The organism is Pseudoxanthomonas kaohsiungensis (assembly GCF_010211765.1).
GTDB classification, from domain to species: domain Bacteria; phylum Pseudomonadota; class Gammaproteobacteria; order Xanthomonadales; family Xanthomonadaceae; genus Pseudoxanthomonas; species Pseudoxanthomonas kaohsiungensis.
This window is the reverse complement of record NZ_PDWO01000012.1, coordinates 26,301-45,858: the sequence shown is the minus strand read 5'-3', so window position 1 is coordinate 45,858 and position 19,558 is coordinate 26,301. Positions and strand designations below refer to the sequence as shown.

Here is a 19,558-nt window from a genome sequence, read left to right as displayed (position 1 = left end):
TGGAGCCCGGATTGCCCCGGGCTGGTCGCCATGCTGCGGTGCTGCCGGCAGCACCGCAAGTGCTCAGGTCATGCCGCCGGCGGCCCCGCATGCCGCAATGCGTGGGCAGCATGGCCGCCATCCAATCCATGCGACGCGGGTGCCCATGCCGGGTCGGCGGCGATGCGCACGCGCATCCGACGCCATGCGCCGATGCCTCGTTGCCCGGCATCGAAGTGCCGGGCAACGCAGGCAGCCGGCAGCCCGGCCGCCGTGGAAGGCCGGTTCAACCGGCCAGCGGCTCCGGTTCGTGGCCCGGCTCGACCTCGGCCGCGGCGTCACGGTCGAGGCTGCGGTCGCGTGCCAGGTACAGGTAGACCGCCGGCAGCACGAACAGGGTGAACGCGGTGCCGATGGTCATGCCCGCGGCGATCACCATGCCCATCGAGAAGCGCGCGGCCGCGCCCGGGCCATTGGCGATCAGCAGCGGGATCATCGCGAACACCAGCGCGGCGGTGGTCATCAGCACCGGCCGCAGGCGGATGCCGGAGGCCTGCTCGATCGCCTCGCGCCTGGACAGGCCCTGCTGCTGCAGCTTGTTGGCGAACTCCACGATCAGGATGCCGTGCTTGGCGATCACGCCGATCAGGGTCACCAGGCCGACCTGGGTGTAGATGTTGATGCTCATCCCGGGGAACGCCTCGACACCGGTGAACTGCAGCACCCCGGCCACCAGCGCCAGCGCGTTGAGCACCAGCAGCGCGCCGGAGATCGCCATCGGCACGGTGATCAGCATGATCAGCGCGTCGCGGAAGCTTTCGAACTGCGCGGCCAGCACCAGGAAGATCGCGATCAGGGCGAACGCCAGGGTGACCAGCATCGCCGCGCCTTCCTGCTTGAACTGGCGCGACTCGCCGGCGTAGTCGACGCTGTAGCCCTGCGGCAGGACCTCGGCCGCGGCTTCCTCGAGCACCCGAAGCGCCTCGCCCTTGGAGACGCCCGGGCGCGGGGCGAACATGATGCCCACCGCGTTGAGCTGCTGGAAGCGCTTGAGCGTCTGCGGCTGCGCAGTTTCCTTCAGCGTCACCAGGGTCGACAGCGGCACCAGCTCGCCGTCGCGGGTGCGGGTGTAGTAGTTCTCCAGCTGCGCGGCATTGAGGCGGTCGCTGCGCTGCACCTGCGGGATCACCCGGTAGGACCGGTTCTCCATCGCGAAGCGGTTGACGTAGCCGCCCGACAGCATCGCCGCCATGTCCGCGGCCAGGGTGCGCATGTCGATCCCGAGCAGGGCCGCCTTCTCGCGGTCGATCTGCACCTCGATCCGCGGCTTGTCGATCTTCAGGTCCTTGTCCAGGAAGATGAAGCGGCGGCTCTCCATGGCCTTCTGCACGATCGCGTCGGACAGCTCGTTGAGCTGTTCCAGGGATCCAATACCCAGCACCAGGAACTCGCCGCCGCCGCCGTCGCCGCCGGCGCTGGGCAGCGAAGGCGGGACCAGGGCGAAGGTGTTCAGGCCGGTGATCGAGGACAGCTTGGGCTGCAGCGCCTGCTGCAGGACCTGGTTGGTGGAGCGGTCGCGCTCGCTCCAGGGCTTGAGCACGAAGCCGCCCATGGCGCTGTTGCTGGCGCCGCCGCCGCCGCCGAAGCCGCCGTTGAACAGGAAGAAGTCGTTGACCTCCGGGATCTCCTTGACCGCCGCTTCCAGCTCCCCGGTGTAGCGCTCCACGTAGTCCAGGGTGGTGTACGCGTCGGCGCTGCCGACGGCGAAGATGAAGCCTTCGTCCTCCAGCGGCGCAGGCTCCTTGGGCGCGGTCATGTACAGGAACACGCACGACACCAGTACCAGCGCGCCGAACACCGCGATCACGCCGCGGGTTTCCAGCGCGCTGTGCAGGCGCCGCTCGTAGCCGTTGCGCAGCCAGTCGAAGCGTGCGTCCAGCCAGGACTCCAGCCGGGTCTTGCCATGCGCGCTGTGCGGCTTGAGCAGCTTGGCGCACATCATCGGCGACAGGGTCAGGGCGATGATGCCCGACAGCAGCACCGAGCCGGCCAGGGTGAAGGCGAACTCGGTGAACAGCACGCCGGTCAGGCCGCCCTGGAAGCCGATCGGAAGGTAGACCGCCACCAGCGTGGTGGTCATCGCCACCACCGGCCAGGCCAGCTCGCGCGCGCCCTTGATCGAGGCGTCGTGCGGGCTCATGCCCTCCTCGATGTGGCGGTGGATGTTCTCCAGCACGATGATCGCGTCGTCGACGACAATGCCGATCGCCAGCACCATCGCCAGCAGGGTCAGCAGGTTGATGGTGAAGCCCATGAGCAGCATCAGGAACAGCGCGCCGACCAGCGACAGCGGCACGGTGACCGCCGGGATGACCACGCTGCGCAGCGAGCCCAGGAACAGGAAGATCACCACGATCACGATCACCACCGCCTCGACGATCGTCTTGACCACCTCGTTGATCGCGTCCTGGATCGACTCGGTGCTGTCGTAGGGGATGGTGGCGACGATGCCCTCCGGCAGCTGCGGCACGATCTCGTTGTCCCAGACCTTGCGCACCTCCTCGATCACTTCCAGCGAGTTGGCGTCGGGCGAGACGAAGATGCCCATGAAGGTGGCCGCGTCGCCGTTGATGCGCACCGAGGTGCCGTAGTTCTCCGAACCCAGCTCGACGTCGGCGATCTCGCCCAGGCGCACGATCGCGCCGTCCTGCTCGCGCACGATCAGCTGGCGGAACTCCTCGGCGTTGCGCAGGTCGGTGCGCGCGGTCAGGTCGACCGCCACCATCTGGCCCTTGGTGGAGCCCAGCGCGGACAGGACGTTGTTGGCCTGCAGGGCGGCGTGCACGTCGCTGGCGGTCACGCCCAGCGCGGCCATCCGGTCCGGCTTGAGCCACACGCGCATGGCGAAGGTGCCGGCGCCGAGGATGTCGGCGCGCTGCACGCCCGGGATGGTGGCGATGCGCGGCTCGACCGCGCGCATCAGGTAGTCGGTGATCTGGTTGTTGTCGAGCTGGTCGCTGGCGAAGGACACGTACATCGCCGCGATCTGCTGGCCCTGCTGCAGGTCGATCACCGGGTCCTCGGATTCGGCCGGCAGCTGGCTGCGCAGCTTGTTGACCTTGGCCGCGATCTGGGTGAGCGCCTCGTTGGCGTCGTAGTCCAGGCGGATGTAGGCCTGGATGGTGGAGATGCCGGCCGCGCTGGTCGAGGTCAGGTAGTCGATGCCTTCGGCCGAGGCCACCTCGCGTTCCAGCGGGGTGGTGACGAAGCCCTGCATCAGGTCCGCGTCGGCGCCGTAGTAGGCGGTGCTGACGGTGACCACCGCGTTCTGCAGCTCCGGGTACTGGCGGACGTTCAGTTCGTTGAACGAGCGCAGCCCGAGCAGCAGGATGAACAGGCTGACGACCATCGCCAGCACCGGCTTGTTGATGAAGATGTCGGTGAATTTCATCCGGGTCCTCCGCCGCTCCACGTCGGGAGCCGGCCGGAAAGGGAAGGGCGCCCGCCCGCGCATCGCGCGCGGCGGGCGTCGCGGTCGGTCAGCGGTTTTCCGGCTCGGGCTTGGCCTGCGCCGCCGGCTGCACCTTGTTGTTGATGGTCACGCCGGCATCGTTGCGCAGGCGCAGCAGGCCGCTGGTCACCACCACCTCGCCAGGCTTGAGGCCGTCGGTGATGCCGACCAGGTCGCCGCGGGTCGGGCCGGTGGTGACGAAGCGCTGCTTGACCACGTGGGTGGCCTGCGGCATGCCTTCCGGCGCCGGTTCGGCGCCAGCCTGCTTCGGTGCCTCGACCACCACGTACACCGAATTGCCGTACGGATTGAAGCTCACCGCGGTCTGCGGCACGACCACCAGCTCCCTGGACTGGCCGAGGTCGAACCCGATCCGGCCGAAGGTGCCAGGGCGCAGCACGCCGGCCGGGTTGGCCAGGGTGGCGCGGACCTTGAAGTTGCGCGTGTTCGCGTCGACCGACGGCTCGACCGCGGTGACCTTGGCCTCGAACGCCTGGCCCGGATGCGCGTCCACCTCCAGCCGCACCGGTGCACCGATGGCGACCTCGTTCATGCGCTGCTCCGGCAGGGTGAAGTCGACGTGGATCGGGTCCAGGGCCAGCAGGCCGACGATCGGATCGCCGGGGTTGATGTACTGGCCCAGGTTCACCTGGCGGATGCCCAGGACGCCGTCGAACGGCGCGCGGATCGTCTTCTGCGCGATCAGCGCCCGCTGCGCGTCGGCCTGCGCCTGGGTGGTGGCGGCGTCGGCGATGCGCTCGTCCACCTCCGAGCGCGAGACCAGCTTCTGGTCGCCCAGCTCGCGCCAGCGGTCGCGCTGGGTGATCGCCAGGCGGGCGGCGGTGTCCAGGGCCTTGAGCTGGGCCTGCTCGTTGGCGGTGTTCAGCTGCACCAGCAGGTCGCCCTTGCGCACGGCCTGGCCGGACTCGAAGGCGATCTGCTGGACCACGCCACCGGCCTCGGTGGTCACGTCGGTGCCGTTGTCGGCCACCAGGGTGCCCACCGCCTCGGCGGTGCCGCTCCAGCGCTCGCTGCGCGCCTCGAAGGTGCTGACCTCCACCGGCGGCTGCGGCATGTTGTCGAAGAAGTCGTTGGTCGCCTTGCCCATGATCGCCTTGACGGCGAACACGCCGCCGAAGATCACGGCCACGCCGCTCAGCATCAGGATCATGCGGCGCGCGAAGGAAGGCTGGCGCGCGGGCTTGGAGGAGGAGGTGCGTAAGGCCATGGCGATTCCGTTCTGCTCGTTCAAGCGGGGGGCAGGCCGCGGCGACGCACGCGGCGTCGCGGGCCCGTAGAGGGCGCTGCGTTGGATGCTTCTGCGTGCGGCTGGGGGCGGGCGGTGCCGGCTGCGGCCGCGATGCGACGGGGGGCGAGGCGGATTCTGCCGGTCAAGCGGCCGCAGGGCAACGCTTGCGCGGGTGCCGGATCCGTGGACTGCACCGTGGCGGCGACGCGGGCCGTCCGGGAAGCCGCCGGCCGCTTGCCGCACCGGCGACTCTGCCAGAATCGGCCCGTCCTCCCTCCGGTCGCGCCCCTTCCCGATGACTGCCCCTGCTTCGCCACGCCGCATCCTGTTTGCCAGCCTCATCGGTACGACGATCGAGTTCTTCGATTTCTACATCTACGCCACCGCGGCGGTGCTGGTGTTCCCGCACCTGTTCTTCCCGGCGGCCGAACCGGCCGCGGCCACCCTGCAGTCGCTGGCGACCTTCGCCCTGGCGTTCTTCGCCCGGCCGCTGGGGTCGGCGCTGTTCGGCCACTACGGCGACCGGGTCGGGCGCAAGGCGACCCTGGTGGCGGCGCTGCTGACCATGGGCATCTCCACTGTACTGATCGGCCTGCTGCCGACCTATGCACAGATCGGCGTTTGGGCGCCGGCGCTGCTGGCGCTGTGCCGGTTCGGCCAGGGCCTGGGCCTGGGCGGGGAGTGGGGCGGGGCGGTGCTGCTGGCGACCGAGAATGCGCCGCCGGGCAAGCGCGCCTGGTACGGGATGTTCCCGCAGCTGGGGGCGCCGCTGGGCTTCCTGTGTTCGACCGGCATCTTCCTGCTGCTGGCCCAGGTCCTCGACGAGGGGCAGTTCATGGCCTGGGGCTGGCGCATCCCGTTCGTCGCCAGCGCCGCGCTGGTCCTGGTCGGGTTGTGGGTGCGGCTGCGGATCACCGAGACGCCGGCGTTCCAGAAGGCGGTCGAGCGCGACGAGCGCGAGCGCCTGCCGATGGCCACCGTGCTGACCAGGCATGCCGGCACGCTGGCGGTCGGCACCCTGTCGCTGATGGCCACCTTCGTCCTGTTCTACCTGATGACCGTGTTCGCGCTGAGCTGGGGTACCTCGCAGCTGGGCTACGGGCGGCAGGAGTTCCTGCTGCTGCAGATGGCCGGCGTGCTGTGCTTCGCCGCGACCATCCCGCTGTCGGCCATCTACGCCGACCGCAGCGGCCGGCGCCGGGCGATGCTCCTGGCCACGCTGGGGATCATTGCTTTCGGCCTGCTGTTCGAGCCGCTGTTCGCCGCCGGCCATCCGGCGCAGGTGCTGCTGTTCCTGTGCGTGGGGCTGGGGCTGATGGGACTGACCTACGGGCCCTGCGGAACGATCCTGGCCGAGATGTTCCCGACGCCGGTGCGCTACACCGGCGCGTCGCTGGCCTTCAACCTGGCCGGCATCCTCGGCGCATCGCCGGCGCCCTACATCGCCACGCGCCTGGCCGGCAGCCATGGCATCGCCGCCGTCGGCGCCTACCTGAGCGCGATGGCGGCATTGACCCTGCTGGCGCTCTTGCTGGTCCGCGCGCGCCCGGCGGAGTGAGCGTCGCACGTCGTGGCTTCAGGCAGGGGCGCCGGAGTCTTCGCGCTCCCGCCGTCTTCGGTTGAAACCCGGGATCCGGGCGGGCCAGCATGCCCTTTCAAGCGTCGGTCCCGGATGGGGTCGCCGTGTCCTGTCGAAGCGTCGGCTTCGGACGGGGCCGCCGCACCCTAGGCCTATGTCCCACCCTTCGGGACGACGTCCTGTCTTTACGAAGGGCCGTGGCACATCCATGTGCCACTTGGGACATAGGCCTAGGGTGCGGCGACCTTCGTGGTCGTCAGGGTCGTGGCTTCGATCGCAAGAGCAGGGCAAGTGCGATGCCGTGCAGCCGCCGTGGAGCCGTGGAGCCGTGGAGCCATGGGTGTCTTCCACCTGTCGAGTCGTCCGGGGGCCCCTTCCGGAGCCGACGCGAAGAACGCTCCTGGAACCAACTGCGCCCACGCCACCGGAGGCGGCGCGAACAGAGCCTCAAGTTACGAGGCCAGCGCGTCCCGAAAACGGAGGAACCACCTGAATTGTTCCGCCCTCAATGGAACAGCCGCTTCACCGTGCGCGCCAGCCAACCGCCCTGCTCGTGCTCGCGGGCGAAGCGGTCCAGGTGCCGGCGTACCTGCTCGGAGTAGGCGCGGTCGTCGTTGCGGATGTGGTTGAACAGCCAGCGCGAGAGCATGCTCTTGAGTTCGTCGACCACGTCCTCGCCGGCCTGGAAGCGCAGGCGGTACTCGCTGACCCGCTTGGTGAACACCTCGTGCACCCGTCGGTGCGCGGCGCAGAACGGGTAGCCGGCCTCCTCCATCAACTCTTCCTCGAAGGCGAAGTGGGACAGGGTGTAGTCGACCAGCTCGTCGATCACGTCGGCCACCACCAGCGCCACGCCGCGGGCCTGGGCCTGGTGCAGCTGGTTGATCATCGACACGATCCGGCGATGCTGGTCGTCGATCACTTCGATGCCGGTGTTGAGGTCGTCTTGCCAGGTCAGCAGGGCCATGCGCGTGCCGTGGATGCGGGGGTGCGCACAGCGTAGGGATGCGCTGCCGGCGCGGCCTTGATCGTGATCAACCTACGGCGTGCGCGTTACCGCTCACCAGAGCGCGTCGCGCATCCGGTACCAGGCCATCGCCAGCACCAGCAGCGGGGTGCGCAGGGCGCGGCCGCCGGGGAAGGGCGCGTGGGGGATCTTCGCGAACAGGTCCAGGCGCTGCGACTGCCCGCCGATCGCCTCGGCGATGAGCCGGCCGGCCAGGCCGGTGCTGGCCACTCCGTGGCCGCAAAAGCCCTGGGCGAAGTAGACGTTCGGCGCCAGCCGGCCCCAGTGCGGGGCGCGGTTGAGGGAGATGTCCACGTAGCCGCCCCACAGGTACTCGATGGGCAGGTCGTCCAGCTGCGGGAACACCGCGCGGATGCGCCGGCGCATCACCCCGCGCAGGTTCGGCGGCGGATAGCTCGAGTAGCTGGCGCGGCCGCCGAACAGGAGCCGGTGGTCGCGGCTGAGCCTGAAGTAGTCCAGCGCCCAGTTCACGTCGGCCACGGCCATGTCGTTGGCGATCAGCGCCCGCGCACGATCTTCGCCCATCGGCGCGGTCGCGGCGATGTAGGTGCCCACTGGCATGACGCGCGATTCGAGCTCGGGGGCCACGCCGCGCAGCCAGGCATTGCCGGCGATGACCGCGAAATCGGCGGCCACGTGCCCATGCGGGGTGCGCAGGCGCGGCCGGTTGCCGCGAACCAGCTCCACCACCGGCGACCGCTCGAAGATCCGCACGCCCGCGCCCAGCGCGGCGCGCGCCAGGCCGAAGGCGTACTCGAGCGGATGCAGGTGGCCGCTGGCGGGGTCGTACACCGCGCCCAGGTAGCGGTCGCTCTCCAGCTCGTCGCGCAGGCGGCGCCGGTCCCACCATTGCAGCGGGTAGTCGTACTTCTGCGCCATCTCGACGATGCCGGCGCGCAGCTCGTGCGCCTGGCGCGGCTTGATCGGCACGTGCGCGTGGCCATCGCGCCAGTCGCACGGGATGCCGTGGCGGGCGATGCGCGCACGCAGCAGGTCCATGCCTTCCCGCGAGAGGTCGAACAGTACCCGCGCCGCCTCCTGGCCGAGCAGGCCTTCCAGCCGGGACTGCTCGCAGCCGTAGCCGACGATGGCCTGGCCGCCGTTGCGCCCGGAGGCGCCCCAGCCGATGCGTTGCGCCTCCAGCACCACCACCCGGTAGCCGGCCTCGGCCAGGTCCAGCGCCGCCGACAGGCCCGTGTAGCCGGCGCCGAGGATGCAGACGTCGGCATCCTCCAGCGCGCCTTCCAGCGCCGGCTGTTGCGGCAGCGGCATGGCGCTGGCGGCGTACCAGCTGGGCGGATAGGCGGCTTCGCTCATGCCGGCCTTCCGCACGGCGCCTCGGGTCCGGCTGCTGCACTCCCACCGTAGAGCGGGGCTTGCCCCGCTGCCTGCGCGCGTATCCCGACGAAGCAGCGGGGCAAGCCCCGCTCTACGGGGCGCCTGCGGGCATGGCCGCGCTCAGACCGTGCGCAGGTACCAGGCATAGTCCAGGTCCGGTACCTGCGCGTGGAAGTCGAGCATCTCCTTGCGCTTCTGCTCGCCATAGATGTGCCGGAACGACTCGCCGTACCAGCGCGCGGCGAACGCGCTGCCGAGGAAGTCGTCGATCGCCTGGCGCCAGTGCGGGATCTGCAGCGGGAACTGCTCGTAGGCATTGCCGGTGACCGGCGCGCCGGGATCGAGCCGCCGTTCGATCCCGTCGAGCATGCCGGCCAGCACCGCGGCGGCGACCAGGTAGGGATTGGCGTCGGCACCGGCGATGCGGTGCTCGATGCGGGTGTTGGCCGGGTCGCTGTGCGGAATGCGCATGGCCACGGTGCGGTTGTTGAAGCCCCAGCTGTCGTTGAGCGGGACGAAGGCGTTGGCGACGAAGCGGCGGTAGCTGTTGGCGTGCGGGGCGAACAGCAGCAGGTTGTCGCGCGCGCTGGCCTGCAGCCCGCCGACCGCGTGGCGCAGGGCATCGGCCGGGGCCTGCGGGGTGCCGGCGAACAGGTTGCGTCCCTGCGTGTCGAGCAGGCTCACGTGCAGGTGCAGTCCACTGCCGGCCTGGCCGGCCAGCGGCTTGGCCATGAAGCTGGCCAGCGCGCCCTGCTGCTGGGCGATCGCCTTGATCACGCGCTTGAGCAGGACGGCGTCGTCGCAGGCGGCGACCGCGTCGGCGCGGTGCTTGAGGTTGATCTCGAACTGGCCCGGGGCGTACTCGGCCACCGCGGTGTCGGCCGGGATCCGCTGCGCGCGGCAGGCGCGGGCGACCGCGTCGATGAAACCGGCGTTCTCGTCCAGGTCGTCGATCGAATAGACCTGGGTGCTGGCGTTGCGCGCTCCGTCGCTGGCGTTGAGCGTGGGCTGCGGGCGGCCATCGGAATCGGCGAGGCGGTCGAACAGGTAGAACTCCAGCTCCACCGCCACGACGGGCACCAGGCCGAGCTCGCGGTAACGGTCGACCACGCGTTCGAGCACGCGGCGCGGGTGCGCATCGAACCAGCCGCCGGCGCCGTCCTCCATCGCCAGCAGCAGTTGCAGCGCCGGTCGCGGCGACCACGGCACCGGCCGCAGGCTGCCGGGGATCGGCCGGCAGATCCGGTCCTCGTCGCCGATGTCGTAGCCCAGCCCCGTTTCCTCGACGGTGTTGCCGGTGATGTCGGCGGCCACCAGCGACATCGGCAGGCAGACGCCCTCGGCGTAGACCTTCTCCAGCGACCCGGCTGACACCCGCTTGCCGCGCAGCACGCCATTGCAGTCGGGCAGCAGCAGGTCCACGTGCGCATCCTCCGGGCCGGCCAGGGCGTGCACGGTGGCCAGGTCCTCGGGCGGCAGCGCCGACGGCGCGGATGGGTGGTTCATGGGCGGGCCTCGGCGGGTGCCGGAGGAGAGTAGCAGGGCAGGCATCGTCAAGAATACTCAACGGAAGAGGCGCCAGCAGGGGTCGATATGTGCACCAAAGCGGGGCATGGGGCCTTGGGGCAGGCCTCGTGTTGTAAAAATAAAACGGCCGGGGTAATTTGGCCGAACGCCACCGGACCCTTCCGCGCATGGCCCTGCCGCCCCTGGTCGGCCTGCCCACCGACCGCAAACAGATCGGCCTGCACCCGTTCCTCGCCGTCGGCGAGAAGTACGTGCGGGCGGTGGTCGACGGGGCCGGGGCCACCCCGGTGCTGCTGCCGGCGCTGCAGCCACCGCTGGCCGCCGACGAGTGGCTCGCCCGCCTGGATGGCCTGCTGCTGACCGGCGCGGTCAGCAACATCGAGCCGCACCACTACGGCGACGAGCCCAGCTACGCGGGCAACCTGCACGACCCGGCCCGCGATGCCACCACCCTGGGCCTGGTCCCGCGCGCGGTCGCATTGGGCCTGCCGGTGCTGGCGATCTGCCGCGGCTTCCAGGAGGTCAACGTCGCCTTCGGCGGCAGCCTGTTCCAGAAGCTGCACGAGGCCACCGGCTTCAACGACCACCGCGAGAACCCCGACGACCCGCTGGACGTGCAGTACGCACCGTCGCATGCCATCCGCCTGGCCGAAGGCGGCCTGCTGGCCACCATCGCCGGCGGCACCCATGCGCAGGTCAACTCGCTGCACGGGCAAGGCGTGGCCCGCCTGGGCGAAGGCCTGGTCGTGGAGGCGATCGCGCCGGACGGGGCGATCGAGGCGTTCCGGCGCGACGGCGGCGGCTTCCTGCTCGGCGTGCAGTGGCATCCGGAATGGCAGGTCACCACCAACCCGTTCTACCTCGGCATCTTCCGCGCCTTCGGCGATGCCTGCCGCGCCTATGCCGCGCGGCGCGCGGCCAGTGCCCGCAACAGCCTCACGGAACCCGCATGAGCACCCGCCCGTCCCGCCGCAAGCCGCCCAGTACCGCCCAGCAGGAGAGCTCGCTGCGGCGCTGGCTGAAGGAGCGGCGGATCACCGAGGTCGAATGCCTGGTGCCGGACATCACCGGCAATGCGCGCGGCAAGATCATCCCGGCCGACAAGTTCAGCCACGACTACGGCACGCGCCTGCCCGAGGGCATCTTCGCCACCACCGTCACCGGCGACTACCCGGACGATTACTACGAGCTGACCTCGCCGTCGGACTCGGACATGCTGCTGCGCCCGGACCCGGACACGGTGCGGATGGTGCCCTGGGCCACCGACCCGACCGCGCAGGTCATCCACGACTGCCAGACCAAGGACGGCCAGCCGCACGAGCTGGCTCCGCGCAACGTGCTGCGCCGGGTGCTGGCCGCCTACGACGAACTCGGGCTGCAGCCGGTGGTGGCGCCGGAGCTGGAGTTCTTCCTGGTACAGAAGAACACCGATCCGGATTTCCCGCTGCTGCCGCCGGCCGGCCGCAACGGCCGCCCGGAGACGGCGCGGCAGTCGTATTCGATCGACGCGGTCAACGAGTTCGATCCGATCCTGGACCTGATGTACGACTACTGCGAGGCGATGGAGCTGGACGTGGATACGCTGATCCACGAGTCCGGCGCCGCCCAGCTGGAGGTCAACTTCACCCATTCCGACGCACTCTCGCGCGCCGACCAGGTGTTCCTGTTCAAGCGCACCATGCGCGAGGCGGCGCTGCGCCACGGCGTCTACGCCACCTTCCTGGCCAAGCCGATGGAGAACGAGCCGGGCAGCGCGATGCACATCCACCAGAGCCTGGTGGACGTGAAGCGCGGGCAGAACGTGTTCGCCGGCCGCAAGGCGGGCGAGCACAGCCCCACGTTCATGCATTACCTGGGCGGGCTGCAGAAGTACGTGCCGATGGCGATGGCGTTCTTCGCGCCGAACGTCAATTCGTACCGGCGCCTGGCGCTGGGCCAGGTGGCCCCGATCAACGTGCATTGGGGCTACGACAACCGCACCTGCGGCCTGCGCGTGCCGCTGGACACGCCGGAAAACACCCGGGTGGAGAGCCGCTTCGCCGGCTCCGACGCCAACCCCTACCTGGCGATGGCCGGGACCCTGGCCTGCGGCCTGCTCGGGATCCGCGACCGGCTGCAGCCGATGCCGGCGATGGACCACAGCGCCCAGGATGCCGGTTTCGCCCTGCCGCGTTCGCTCAACCAGGCGCTGGACGGGCTGGAGGGCTGCGCCGAGCTGCAGGCGCTGCTCGGCCCGCGCTTCGTGCGCGCCTACATCTCGGTCAAGCGCAAGGAGTACGAGACCTTCTTCCGCGTGATCAGCTCGTGGGAACGCGAGTTCCTGCTGCTCAACGTATGACCCCGCCACCCGACGGACCTTCCATGCAAGCCACGGACCTGCGCGAACTGCAACGCCTCGACGCCGCGCACCACCTGCACCCGTTCAACGACAACGCGGCGCTGGCGAAGAAGGGGACCCGGGTGCTCACCCGCGGCGAGGGCTGCTACGTCTGGGACGCCGAGGGCAACAAGCTGCTCGATGCCTTCGCCGGGCTGTGGTGCGTGAACATCGGCTACGGCCGGCCGGAGCTGGGCGCGGCGGCGGCGCGGCAGATGACGCAACTGGCGTACTACAACAGCTTCTTCCAGTGCACCACCGAGCCGACCATCCGCCTGGCCGCCAAGCTGGCCGAGCTGGCGCCGGGCGACATCAACCACGCGTTCTTCATGAACTCCGGCTCGGAGGCCAACGACACCATCCTGCGCCTGGTCCGCCATTTCTGGGCGGTGCAGGACCAGCCGCGCAAGAACATCTTCATCGGCCGCCACAACGGCTACCACGGCACCACCATGGGCGGCGCCAGCCTGGGCGGGATGAAGGGCATGCACGGGCAGGGCGGGTTGCCGATCCCCGACATCCACCACATCGAACCACCATTCTGGTTCGCCGACGGCGGCGACCTGCCGGAGGACGAGTACGGCCTGGTCGCCGCGCGCCGGCTGGAAGAGAAAATCCTGGAACTGGGCCCGGAGCGGGTGGCCGCCTTCATCGGCGAACCGATCATGGGCGCGATCGGCGTCTACATCCCGCCGATGACCTACTGGCCGGAGATCGAGCGGATCTGCCGCAAGTACGACGTGCTGCTCATCGCCGACGAGGTCATCTGCGGCTTCGGCCGCACCGGCGAATGGTTCGGCTCGCAGTACTTCGGCTTCCAGCCGGACATCATGCCGGTGGCCAAGGGAATCACCTCCGGCTACATCCCGCTGGGCGCGGCCATGTTCAACGACCGCGTCGCCGGCGTGCTCAAGGACAGCGGCGGCGAGCTGGCGCACGGGGCGACCTACTCGGGCCACCCGGTGTGCGCGGCGGTGGCGCTGGAGAACCTGCGCATCCTGCAGGAGGAACGCATCGTCGAGCACGTGCGCGACGACGTGGCCCCATACCTGGCCGGGCGCTGGGCCGAGCTGGGCGAACACCGCCTCGTCGGCCAGGCCCGCATCGCCGGGCTGATGGGTGCGCTGGAGCTGGTACCGGACAAGGGCCGGCGGGCGTTCTTCGAGGAGCGCGGCAAGGTCGGCGGCCTGTGCCGCGACATCGCCCTGCGCCACGGCCTGATCCTGCGTGCCACCTACGATTCGATGCTGCTGTCGCCGCCGCTGGTGATCACCCGCGGCCAGGTGGACGAGCTGTTCGACAAGGCGTGGAAGGCACTGGACGAAACCGCCGCCGCGCTGGGCAAATGAGCATGGCGGCGCTACGCTGCCGGCTTCCCGCAAACCGTGACCAGGAGCACCCCCATGAAGCTGCGAACGCCCGCCCCGCGCCCGTCCGTGACGCTCCTTCCGGCCGCGCGCCTGCTGGTCGCCGGCCTTGCCGCCGCCGTGCTGGCCGCGTGCGGCGGCAAGCAGGACGCCGCCTCGACCGGCACGGCCGCGGCCGGCGAGGAGAAGGTGCTCAATGTCTACAACTACTCGGACTACATCGCCGAGGACACCATCCCCAACTTCGAGCAGCAGTCCGGCATCCGGGTCACCTACGACGTCTACGACAGCGACGAGGTGCTGGAGACCAAGCTGCTGGCCGGCTCCAGCGGCTACGACGTGGTGGTGCCGACCCTGAACTTCTTCGGCCGCCAGATCCAGGCCGGCGTGTTCAAGCCGCTGGACAAGAGCAAGATCCCGAACCTGGCCAACCTCGACCCGGCGGTGATGCAGCTGATCGCCGCGCAGGACCCGGGCAACCAGTACGGGGTGCCGTACATGTCCGGCACCACCGGGATCGGTTTCAACGTCGACAAGGTCACCGCCGCGTTCGGCAGCACCGACGTCACCAACAGCTGGAGCCTGGTGTTCGACCCGGCCAAGATCAGCAAGCTCAAGGACTGCGGGGTGACCCTGCTCGACACGCCTTCGGACATGATCCCGATCGCGCTGCACTACCTGGGCGAGGATCCGCACAGCGCCGACCCGGCGGTGATCCAGAAGGCCGCCGACCTGATCAAGGGCATCCGCCCGTACGTGCAGAACTTCCACTCCAGCCAGTACGTCAGCTCGCTGGCCAACGGCACCACCTGCCTGGTGGTGGGCTGGTCGGGCGACATCATCCAGGCGCGCGACCGCGCCGAGGAAGCGGGCAACGGCGTCAACGTCGGCTTCTCGATCCCGGTCGAAGGTGCGCCGCAGTGGTTCGACATGCTGGCCATTCCCGCCGACGCGAAGCATCCGGAGAACGCCTACGCGTTCATCAACTACCTGCTCGAGCCGCAGGTGGCCGCCAACAACACCAACTACATCCAGTACGCCAATCCGGTCGCTTCGGCCACGCCGCTGGTGGACGAGGCCATCCGCAACGATCCGACGATCTACCCGCCGGACGCGGTGAAGGCCAAGCTGTTCACCTACGCGATCAACTCGCCGGAGACCGACAAGCTCTACACGCGGCTGTGGACGGAGATCAAGACCGGCCGTTGAGCGCGGGGCAGGAAGCCGGTCGCCGCGGCGGCCGGCAACCCGTGCCGGGCACGGACGTCCGGCGGGCATCGCAACAACCAGGTGGCATGCGGTAGGAGGTCGAAGGGAGGGGAACCCGGGGACGCCGGCCGCGAGGCGGCGTCGTTGACAACCGACAGGCCCTGCGGGGTCCAGATGGGGGAAGCGACGATGAGCAGGTGGCAACTGAACGGTTGGATGGCGGCAAGGGCCTGGCTGGTGGCGGGCCTGGCGGCGGCCGCGCTGGCCGGCTGCGGCAGGCAGGACACGGCGCCGGCGGGCGAGGCGACGGGCACGGCCGAGGCGCCGGCCGATGCCGGCACGCTGAATGTCTACAACTGGTCCGATTACATCGCCGAGGACACCATCCCCAACTTCGAGCGCGAGCGCGGGGTCAAGGTCAACTACGGGGTGTTCGACAGCAACGAGGTGCTGGAGGCCAAGCTGCTGGCCGGTGCGTCCGGCTTCGACGTCGTGGTGCCCTCGCTGCAATTCCTCGGCCGGCAGATCCAGGCCGGCGTGTTCCAGCCGCTGGAGAAGGAGCGCCTGAAGAACTATGGCGGGCTCGACCCGGAGCTGATGGAGCGGCTGGCGCTCCAGGACCCGGGCAACCGCTACGGGATCCCCTACCTGTGGGGCACCACCGGCATCGGCTACAACGTGGACAAGGTCACCGCCGCGTTCGGCGGCACCGAGGTCGCCGGCAGCTGGGACCTGGTGTTCAAGCCGGAGAACATCGCCAAGCTCAAGGACTGCGGGGTGATGCTGCTGGACACGCCGTCCGAACTGGTGCCGATCGCGCTGAACTACCTGGGCGAGGATCCCAACAGCACCGATCCGGCGGTGATCCAGAAGGGCGCCGACCTGCTCAAGACGATCCGTCCCTACATCCAGACCTTCCATTCCAGCCAGTACATCGATGCGTTGGCCAACGGCAGCGCCTGCCTGGTGGTGGGCTGGTCCGGCGACGTGCTGCAGGCGCGCGACCGCGCGGTGGAGGCGGGCAACGGCGTCAATGTCGCCTTCTCCATCCCCAAGGAGGGCGCGCCGATCTTCGTGGACATGCTCGCCATCCCCAAGGACGCGAAGAACCTGGACAACGCCTACGCCTTCATCGACTACCTGTTGCGCCCGGAGGTGGCCGCGGCCAACAGCAACTACGTCAGCTACCCCAATCCGGTGCCGGCGTCGCTGCCCATGGTGGACGAGGCGATCAAGAACGACCCGACCATCTACCCGCCGCCGGAGACGGCCGCCAAGCTGTTCACGCTGGCGATCATCCCGCCGGAAGTGGACCGCCTGTACACCCGGCTCTGGACCGAGCTGAAGACCGGCCGCTAGGCTGCACGGCAACCCGGGCGCGGATCGCCGCCAGCGGCGGCCCGCCCATCCCCCACCTGGAGCGGCCATGGCGGCGAGCAACGAACGCGCGAACGGATCCCCGGCCGAGGCCGGCGCCGAGCGCTACCTGCGGATCGAGGGCGTGCGCAAGGAATTCGACGGCTTCGTCGCCGTCGACGACGTGAGCCTGGACATCCGCAAGGGCGAGATCTTCGCCCTGCTGGGCGGCTCGGGCAGCGGCAAGTCGACCCTGCTGCGCTGCCTGGCCGGCTTCGAGCGCCCGACCAAGGGGAGGATCGTGCTCGACGGCGAGGTCATGAACGACCTGCCGCCGTACGAGCGCCCGATCAACATGATGTTCCAGTCCTACGCGCTGTTCCCGCACATGACCGTGGAGCAGAACATCGCCTTCGGCCTCAAGCAGGACGGGATGGCCAAGGACGCGATCCGCAAGCGCGTGGGCGAGATGCTGGAGATGGTACAGCTGGGCAAGCTGGCCAAGCGCAAGCCGCACCAGCTCTCCGGCGGCCAGCAGCAGCGTGTGGCCCTGGCCCGCTCGCTGGCCAAGGGGCCGAAGCTGCTGCTGCTGGACGAGCCGATGGGCGCGCTGGACAAGAAGCTGCGCTCGCGCATGCAGCTGGAGCTGGTCAACATCATCGAAACCTCCGGGGTGACCTGCGTGATGGTCACCCATGACCAGGAGGAGGCGATGACCATGGCCACCCGCATCGCCCTGATGGACCAGGGCTGGATCCAGCAGGTCGGCACCCCGGACGAGATCTACGAGCAGCCGGCCAACCGCTTCGCCGCCGAATTCATCGGCTCGGTCAACCTGGTCGATGCGACCATCGACGAGGACGAACCCGACTACGTCACCCTGAAGACGCCGGCGTTCGAGGCGCCGATCCACATCGGCCACGGCATCACCGGCTTCCCGGGGCAGGCGGTGTCGTTCGCGGTCCGCCCGGAGAAACTGGACATCGCCAAGGCGGAGCCGGCGCAGCCGCACAACAAGGCACGCGGCACGATCGAGGACATCGCCTACTTCGGCAGCCATTCGGTCTACCACGTGCGGCTGCCCAGCGGGATCAAGATGCTGGTGAACTTCGCCAACGAGAAGCGCTGGGAGAGCGAGGGGATGACCTGGGGCGACCCGGTCTGGCTGTGGTGGGGCGACAACGACGGCGTGGTGCTGACCTCATGAACGCACGCGCCCTCAAGCGCTTCGTGCCGGGTGGCCGCTGGGCGGTGATCGCCGTGCCGTTCCTGTGGCTGTTGCTGTTCTTCGCGATCCCGTTCCTGATCGTGCTGAAGATCTCGTTCTCGCGGCTGGCCATCGCCATGCCGCCGTACACGCCGATCCTGGAGTACGTCGACAAGGCCCTGACCGTGCGCCTGAACCTGGGCAATTACGTGGCCCTGTTCACCGACTCGCAGTACGTGCTGGCCTACCTGAGCTCGATCAAGATCGCCGCGGTCTCGACCCTGCTGTGCCTGCTGATCGGCTACCCGATGGCGTACTTCATCGCCCGGATGAAGCCGTCCACGCGCAACATCGCGCTGATGGCGGTGGTGCTGCCGTCGTGGATCTCGTTCCTGCTGCGGGTCTACGCCTGGGTAGGCATCCTCGACGCCAACGGCATCCTCAATCGCGCGTTGATGGGCCTGGGCGTGATCGACGCGCCGCTGCGGATCCTCTACACGCCGCTGGCCGCCTACATCGGCATCGTCTACTGCTACCTGCCGTTCATGGTGCTGCCGCTGTACGCCAACCTGGTCAAGCTCGACCTGCGCCTACTGGAAGCCGCCTACGACCTGGGCGCCAAGCCCTGGCAGGCCTTCCTGCGCATCACCCTGCCGCTGTCGCGGGCGGGGATCGTGGCCGGCTGCATGCTGGTGATGATCCCGGCGGTGGGCGAGTTCGTGATCCCGGAGATGCTCGGCGGCCCGGATACGCTGATGATCGGCCGGGTGCTGTGGGGCGAGTTCTTCAACAACCGCGACTGGCCGGCCGCCTCGGCGGTGGCGATCGTGATGCTGCTGATCCTGCTGGTGCCGATCCTGGTGTTCAACCGGTTCCAGCAGAAGGAAATGGAGGGGCGGCTGACATGAACCCGACCCTGGGCCAACGGATCCTGCGCTGGACGGTGCTGGCGCTCGGCTACGTCTTCCTGTACCTGCCGATCCTGCTGCTGATCGTGTACTCGTTCAATTCCTCGCGCCTGGCCACGGTCTGGGCGGGCTTCTCGACCAAGTGGTACGGCGAGCTGCTGCGCGACCGGCAGATCCTGGAGGCGGCCTGGGTCAGCCTGCGGATCGCCTTCTGGACGGCGACGGCGGCCACGGCCATCGGCACGCTCGGGGCGATGGTGATGACCCGCTTCCGCCGATTCCCGGGCAAGACCGTGTTCGGCGCGCTGATCACCGCGCCGCTGGTGATGCCCGAGGTGATCATCGGCCTGTCGATCCTGCTGATGCTGGTCTCGGCCGGGGCCGCGCTGGGGATCCCGTCCAAGGGCATGGTCGCGATCTGGATCGCGCACGTGACCCTGACCGTGTCCTTCGTCACCGTGGTGGTGTCCTCGCGCCTGCAGGAGCTGGACAAGTCGCTGGAGGAAGCGGCCATGGACCTGGGCGCCAACCGGCTCAAGGTGTTCTTCCTGATCACCCTGCCGATCATCGCCCCGGCGCTGGTCAGCGGCTGGCTGCTGGCCTTCACCCTGTCGCTGGACGACGTGGTCATCGCCAGTTTCGTCGCGGGGCCCGATTCGACCACGCTGCCGATCAAGGTGTTCTCGTCGGTGCGCCTGGGCGTGAGCCCGAAGATCAACGCGCTGGCCACGTTGATGATCATGGCCGTCTCCGTCGCCGCGGTGATCGGCTGGTGGCTGATGTTCCGCGACGAGCAGCGCCGCCAGCGCGACATGCAGCTGGCCCTGCAGGAGAACGGCTGATACGGGCATGGCTGCGGCGATCGCGGTGCGTCGCCACGGCGCACTAACGCGGCGGCGGCCAGACTGCAACCTGCGGTGCAGG

14 protein-coding genes are annotated in these 19,558 nt (G+C 69.3%); 9 read left to right on the top strand and 5 right to left on the bottom strand.

The window, feature by feature from the left end; translation table 11 throughout:
* Window positions 1-265: 265 nt before the first annotated feature.
* Window positions 266-3,430 carry an efflux RND transporter permease subunit gene (locus tag CSC66_RS12720; RefSeq protein ID WP_162377769.1) on the bottom strand — a complete coding sequence of 1,055 codons (3,165 nt, stop codon included), beginning with the start codon at window positions 3,428-3,430 and terminating at the stop codon, window positions 266-268.
* Between the two features lie 88 nt (window positions 3,431-3,518).
* Window positions 3,519-4,718 carry an efflux RND transporter periplasmic adaptor subunit gene (locus CSC66_RS12715; protein ID WP_162377768.1) on the bottom strand — a complete coding sequence of 400 codons (1,200 nt, stop codon included), beginning with the start codon at window positions 4,716-4,718 and terminating at the stop codon, window positions 3,519-3,521.
* A 316-nt stretch (window positions 4,719-5,034) separates the two neighbouring features.
* On the opposite strand from CSC66_RS12715, the gene CSC66_RS12710 reads away from it, so the two are divergent.
* Window positions 5,035-6,297 carry an MFS transporter gene (locus tag CSC66_RS12710; protein ID WP_202935644.1) on the top strand — a complete coding sequence of 421 codons (1,263 nt, stop codon included), beginning with the start codon at window positions 5,035-5,037 and terminating at the stop codon, window positions 6,295-6,297.
* A gap of 526 nt (window positions 6,298-6,823) precedes the next feature.
* On the opposite strand, the gene CSC66_RS12705 is transcribed toward CSC66_RS12710, so the two are convergent.
* The 3 genes from CSC66_RS12705 to CSC66_RS12695 form a co-directional block, all read right to left on the bottom strand.
* Complete coding sequence (locus CSC66_RS12705) at window positions 6,824-7,285, bottom strand: bacteriohemerythrin (RefSeq protein WP_162377767.1); 462 nt, start codon at window positions 7,283-7,285, stop codon at window positions 6,824-6,826.
* Between the two features lie 93 nt (window positions 7,286-7,378).
* Window positions 7,379-8,662, bottom strand: coding sequence for an NAD(P)/FAD-dependent oxidoreductase (locus tag CSC66_RS12700; RefSeq protein ID WP_162377766.1), 1,284 nt, complete (start codon window positions 8,660-8,662; stop codon window positions 7,379-7,381).
* A 141-nt stretch (window positions 8,663-8,803) separates the two neighbouring features.
* Window positions 8,804-10,189, bottom strand: coding sequence for a glutamine synthetase family protein (locus tag CSC66_RS12695; RefSeq protein ID WP_162377765.1), 1,386 nt, complete (start codon window positions 10,187-10,189; stop codon window positions 8,804-8,806).
* 188 nt (window positions 10,190-10,377) lie between these two features.
* On the opposite strand from CSC66_RS12695, the gene CSC66_RS12690 reads away from it, so the two are divergent.
* The 8 genes from CSC66_RS12690 (at window position 10,378) to CSC66_RS12655 (ending at window position 19,476) form a co-directional block, all read left to right on the top strand.
* The gene (locus CSC66_RS12690; protein WP_162377764.1) at window positions 10,378-11,163 is read left to right on the top strand and encodes a gamma-glutamyl-gamma-aminobutyrate hydrolase family protein; all 786 of its coding nucleotides are present in this window, start codon (window positions 10,378-10,380) and stop codon (window positions 11,161-11,163) included.
* A complete protein-coding gene (locus CSC66_RS12685) occupies window positions 11,160-12,548 on the top strand; it encodes a glutamine synthetase family protein (protein ID WP_162377763.1) in 1,389 nt (462 codons plus the stop codon). The genes CSC66_RS12690 and CSC66_RS12685 overlap by 4 nt, the downstream gene beginning before the upstream one ends.
* A gap of 23 nt (window positions 12,549-12,571) precedes the next feature.
* On the top strand, window positions 12,572-13,936 hold the full coding sequence (locus CSC66_RS12680; protein WP_162377762.1) for an aspartate aminotransferase family protein: 1,365 nt from the start codon (window positions 12,572-12,574) through the stop codon (window positions 13,934-13,936).
* An 87-nt stretch (window positions 13,937-14,023) separates the two neighbouring features.
* Window positions 14,024-15,163, top strand: coding sequence for a polyamine ABC transporter substrate-binding protein (locus tag CSC66_RS12675; RefSeq protein ID WP_379655877.1), 1,140 nt, complete (start codon window positions 14,024-14,026; stop codon window positions 15,161-15,163).
* A gap of 216 nt (window positions 15,164-15,379) precedes the next feature.
* The gene (locus tag CSC66_RS12670) at window positions 15,380-16,522 is read left to right on the top strand and encodes a polyamine ABC transporter substrate-binding protein (protein WP_162377839.1); all 1,143 of its coding nucleotides are present in this window, start codon (window positions 15,380-15,382) and stop codon (window positions 16,520-16,522) included.
* 67 nt (window positions 16,523-16,589) lie between these two features.
* On the top strand, window positions 16,590-17,726 hold the full coding sequence (locus tag CSC66_RS12665; protein ID WP_162377760.1) for an ABC transporter ATP-binding protein: 1,137 nt from the start codon (window positions 16,590-16,592) through the stop codon (window positions 17,724-17,726).
* Complete coding sequence (locus tag CSC66_RS12660; protein WP_162377759.1) at window positions 17,723-18,634, top strand: ABC transporter permease subunit; 912 nt, start codon at window positions 17,723-17,725, stop codon at window positions 18,632-18,634. The genes CSC66_RS12665 and CSC66_RS12660 overlap by 4 nt, the downstream gene beginning before the upstream one ends.
* A complete protein-coding gene (locus CSC66_RS12655) occupies window positions 18,631-19,476 on the top strand; it encodes an ABC transporter permease subunit (protein ID WP_162377758.1) in 846 nt (281 codons plus the stop codon). The genes CSC66_RS12660 and CSC66_RS12655 overlap by 4 nt, the downstream gene beginning before the upstream one ends.
* Window positions 19,477-19,558 lie beyond the last annotated feature (82 nt).

Bases quoted from the DNA above. Each gene is read 5' to 3' on its own strand.
- CSC66_RS12690 (WP_162377764.1), top strand. From the start codon at position 10,378: ATGGCCCTGCCGCCCCTGGTCGGCCTGCCCACCGACCGCAAACAGATC.
- CSC66_RS12655 (WP_162377758.1), top strand. From the start codon at position 18,631: ATGAACCCGACCCTGGGCCAACGGATCCTGCGCTGGACGGTGCTGGCG.
- CSC66_RS12705 (WP_162377767.1), bottom strand. From the start codon at position 7,285: ATGGCCCTGCTGACCTGGCAAGACGACCTCAACACCGGCATCGAAGTG.
- CSC66_RS12720 (WP_162377769.1), bottom strand. From the start codon at position 3,430: ATGAAATTCACCGACATCTTCATCAACAAGCCGGTGCTGGCGATGGTC.
- CSC66_RS12700 (WP_162377766.1), bottom strand. From the start codon at position 8,662: ATGAGCGAAGCCGCCTATCCGCCCAGCTGGTACGCCGCCAGCGCCATG.
- CSC66_RS12665 (WP_162377760.1), top strand. From the start codon at position 16,590: ATGGCGGCGAGCAACGAACGCGCGAACGGATCCCCGGCCGAGGCCGGC.
- CSC66_RS12715 (WP_162377768.1), bottom strand. From the start codon at position 4,718: ATGGCCTTACGCACCTCCTCCTCCAAGCCCGCGCGCCAGCCTTCCTTC.
- CSC66_RS12660 (WP_162377759.1), top strand. From the start codon at position 17,723: ATGAACGCACGCGCCCTCAAGCGCTTCGTGCCGGGTGGCCGCTGGGCG.
- CSC66_RS12685 (WP_162377763.1), top strand. From the start codon at position 11,160: ATGAGCACCCGCCCGTCCCGCCGCAAGCCGCCCAGTACCGCCCAGCAG.
- CSC66_RS12710 (WP_202935644.1), top strand. From the start codon at position 5,035: ATGACTGCCCCTGCTTCGCCACGCCGCATCCTGTTTGCCAGCCTCATC.
- CSC66_RS12680 (WP_162377762.1), top strand. From the start codon at position 12,572: ATGCAAGCCACGGACCTGCGCGAACTGCAACGCCTCGACGCCGCGCAC.
- CSC66_RS12670 (WP_162377839.1), top strand. From the start codon at position 15,380: ATGGCGGCAAGGGCCTGGCTGGTGGCGGGCCTGGCGGCGGCCGCGCTG.
- CSC66_RS12695 (WP_162377765.1), bottom strand. From the start codon at position 10,189: ATGAACCACCCATCCGCGCCGTCGGCGCTGCCGCCCGAGGACCTGGCC.